Annotated in this window: 3 protein-coding genes and 1 other RNA gene; 1 reads left to right on the top strand and 3 read right to left on the bottom strand. The window is 63.6% G+C overall.

The genetic code is table 11. The features are described 5' to 3' along the window. Nucleotides 1-59, top strand: a transfer-messenger RNA (tmRNA) gene (gene ssrA, locus HQK15_RS18170); the annotation flags it as partial. A 174-nt stretch (nt 60-233) separates the two neighbouring features. On the opposite strand, the gene tnpC is transcribed toward ssrA, so the two are convergent. From tnpC to tnpA, 3 genes are all read right to left on the bottom strand, one after another. After that, entirely contained in the window at nt 234-1,763 is a 1,530-nt protein-coding gene (gene tnpC / locus HQK15_RS18165) for an IS66 family transposase (RefSeq protein WP_009238807.1), read from the bottom strand. Nucleotides 1,764-1,825: 62 nt separating this feature from the next. Next, nucleotides 1,826-2,152, bottom strand: a complete 327-nt coding sequence (gene tnpB / locus HQK15_RS18160; protein WP_131807846.1) for an IS66 family insertion sequence element accessory protein TnpB — start codon at nt 2,150-2,152, stop codon at nt 1,826-1,828. Nucleotides 2,153-2,157: 5 nt separating this feature from the next. Beyond that, nucleotides 2,158-2,529, bottom strand: a complete 372-nt coding sequence (gene tnpA, locus HQK15_RS18155) for an IS66-like element accessory protein TnpA (protein WP_004633552.1) — start codon at nt 2,527-2,529, stop codon at nt 2,158-2,160. Nucleotides 2,530-2,635 lie beyond the last annotated feature (106 nt).

The raw sequence follows: 2,635 nt of genomic DNA, 5'->3' as shown, positions 1-2,635 counted from the left end.
ATGTAGAACTCTCTGTGGAGGGCTTGCGGACGCGGGTTCGATTCCCGCCGGCTCCACCAAACATCTTTCAAACGGCTTCAACGTTTGGCAAAAAACCCCGCTGGGCTTGGCTCTGCGGGGTTTTTTGCTGGTACACCAAGTACGCCGATCACTGAACTCGCACCGGCTGCCATGCTTGATGAAGCCGCCTGCACACCAAGCTACGTAAGCACCCGGTGAACCCGTCTTGCCAGCTAGGTGGCGCTGGGCGTCCAGCGATGCGGGAGCAGTTCGGCGATGTCGGCCGCCTTGTGGGTCGGCAGTCGCGTGAGGACGTCTTTCAGATAGGCGTAGGGATCGTGCCCGTTGAGCTTGGCCGATTGGATCAGGCTCATGACGGCAGCCGCGCGTTGACCGGCGCGCAGTGAGCCTGCAAACAACCAATTGGAGCGACCCAGGGCAACCGGCCGGATCTGTCGCTCGACGTGGTTGTTGTCGATGGGCACCGTCGGGTCGTCGAGGTAACGCACGAGAGCCGGCCACCGCTTGAGGCTGTAGTCAATGGCCCGCGCGATCGCCGAGCCGTCTGGGACGCGGCGTCGCTGTTCCTCGAGCCAGGCGTGCAGCCGCTCTAGAATCGGGCCAGCCCTTTGTTGCCGCGCTGCCAGGCGCTGGTCTGGCTCAGCATCCCGCACTTGCGCCTCGATCTCGTACAAGCTCACCATGTAGCGCAGTGCCTGGCCCGCCAATTCGCTCTTGTGCTTGTCGTGCAGTTCAAAGAACTTGCGCCGCGAATGGGCCATGCAACCGATCTCAGTGACGCCACCGTCGAAGCTGGCCTTGTAGCCGGCGAAGTCATCACATACCAGCTTGCCTTGCCACTGCCCCAGGAACGCGCGAGCGTGCTCGCCGCTGCGGCTGGGCGCAAACTGGTAAATCACCGCGCGCATCTTCTCGAACTCGCTCGGCGCATAGGCCCACAGGTAGGCGCGGTGCGTCTTGCCATTGCCGGGCGCGAGCATCTGCACTGGCGTTTCGTCGGCGTGCAGAACACCGTGGCTCAGAACCTCTTCTTGCAGGGCGTCCACCAGCGGTTGCAGACGCACGCCACAGATGCCCACCCACGCGCCCAGTGTCGATTGCGGGATGGCCAGACCGGCGCGCGCATAGATGCGCTCCTGCCGATACAGGGGAAGGTGGTCGCCGAACTTGGACACCAGCGTATGTGCCAGCAGTCCGGCCGTCGGGATGCCTTTGTCGATGACGTGGGGTGGCACCGGCGTCTGCACCAGCGTCTCACACTGATCGCACACCCATTTGCCGCGGATGTGACGCTCCACGGTGAACGTGCCCGGCGTGTAGTCCAGCTTCTCGCTGATGTCTTCGCCAATGCGCTTGAGCGCACACCCACAGGTGCAGGTCTCTGCGTCCGGCTCGTGGTGGATGTCGGTGCGCGGCAACTGCGGCGGCAATGCCTGGCGCTTGGGCTTGCTCTTGGCTTCAGATTTGGACGACGGCAGGAGCGCTTCCAGTTCGGTCTCAATCGCCTCGAGGTCTGCGTCAATGGCTTCGTCCAGCAGACTCGCCTGTTCAGATGTCAGTTGCTCGCTGCGCTTGCCGAACTTCCAGCGCTTGTGGATGGCCAGCTCGTGTGTGAGCTGGTCGATCTTGGCTTGCCGGTACCGCAACTCCCGGTCCTTCTCGCCGACCTGGGCCATCAACTGCGCAGCCAGTGTGCGCAGTTCGTCCGGGCTCAGGGCATCGAGGTTGGTGGGTAGGTTCATGCGGCGAGTCTGCCAGAACCCCAAGTCCTCTGGAAGGAAGCCAGTTTACGGCTTTGGGGGTATTACACGACCGTGATCGCGTGGTCGTGGGTGAGCGTCTGCCAAGGCAGCCCCGTCACCAGCGCACGCAATTGCTCGGGATTGAGCGCCGTGGCGATCGCCTGGTCGCCGTTCGTCCAGATGAAGCGCCCCTTGTTGAGGCGCCGCGCGGCCAGCCAGATGCCGAAGCCGTCGTAGACCAGCACCTTCATGCGCGTCGAACTCTTATTGGCAAACAGGTAGGCGTGGTGGGGGCGTGCCGCGCCGAACACCTTGACGACCCGCGCGAGGATCGTTTCGGTACCGGCGCGCATGTCCAGCGGCTCCACGGCCAACCAGATCGCGTCCACCCGAATCAACGCAACCACCCTTGCAGCCACTGGGCGCACTGCGCTGCGGCCGATCCCGGCCAGCGAAGACTGATCGTCGTCGCGCCACGGCGGACTTCGATCTGGATGTCCGGCACGGCAGTGGTCGGCTCGCCGATCCGCAACGGGATGAACTCGCCTTGCGGCACCCTCATCAACTCGCGGTCCTCAGGCGCGCCATTCTTTGCTTCCTGCTCGGCGACCCAGCGCCGCAGCAGATTCGCATTGAGGCGATGGTGCAGGGCTATCGCCGCGATCGAAACACCCGGCTGCATGCACTCCTGCACTGCCTTGGCCTTGAACTCGGCGCTATGCCGACGTCGGCGCCGTATTGGCGCGCTCTCTTCGATAGTGTCCACGTGTCCACCTAGAACTAGATGGACACGATGCTCCTTGCTACGCGGGTCCCCTTCAAGACGGGTTCACCGGGTGCTTACCTCTGGCGGTGTGTTGCTGGCGTTGTAG

Source organism: Aeromicrobium stalagmiti, from assembly GCF_013283745.1.
Lineage (GTDB): Bacteria > Actinomycetota > Actinomycetes > Propionibacteriales > Nocardioidaceae > Aeromicrobium > Aeromicrobium stalagmiti.
This window is presented reverse-complemented; position numbering and strand designations above follow the sequence as displayed.

Coding starts and splice junctions, on each gene's coding strand:
- tnpC (WP_009238807.1), bottom strand. CDS start 1,763: ATGAACCTACCCACCAACCTCGATGCCCTGAGCCCGGACGAACTGCGC.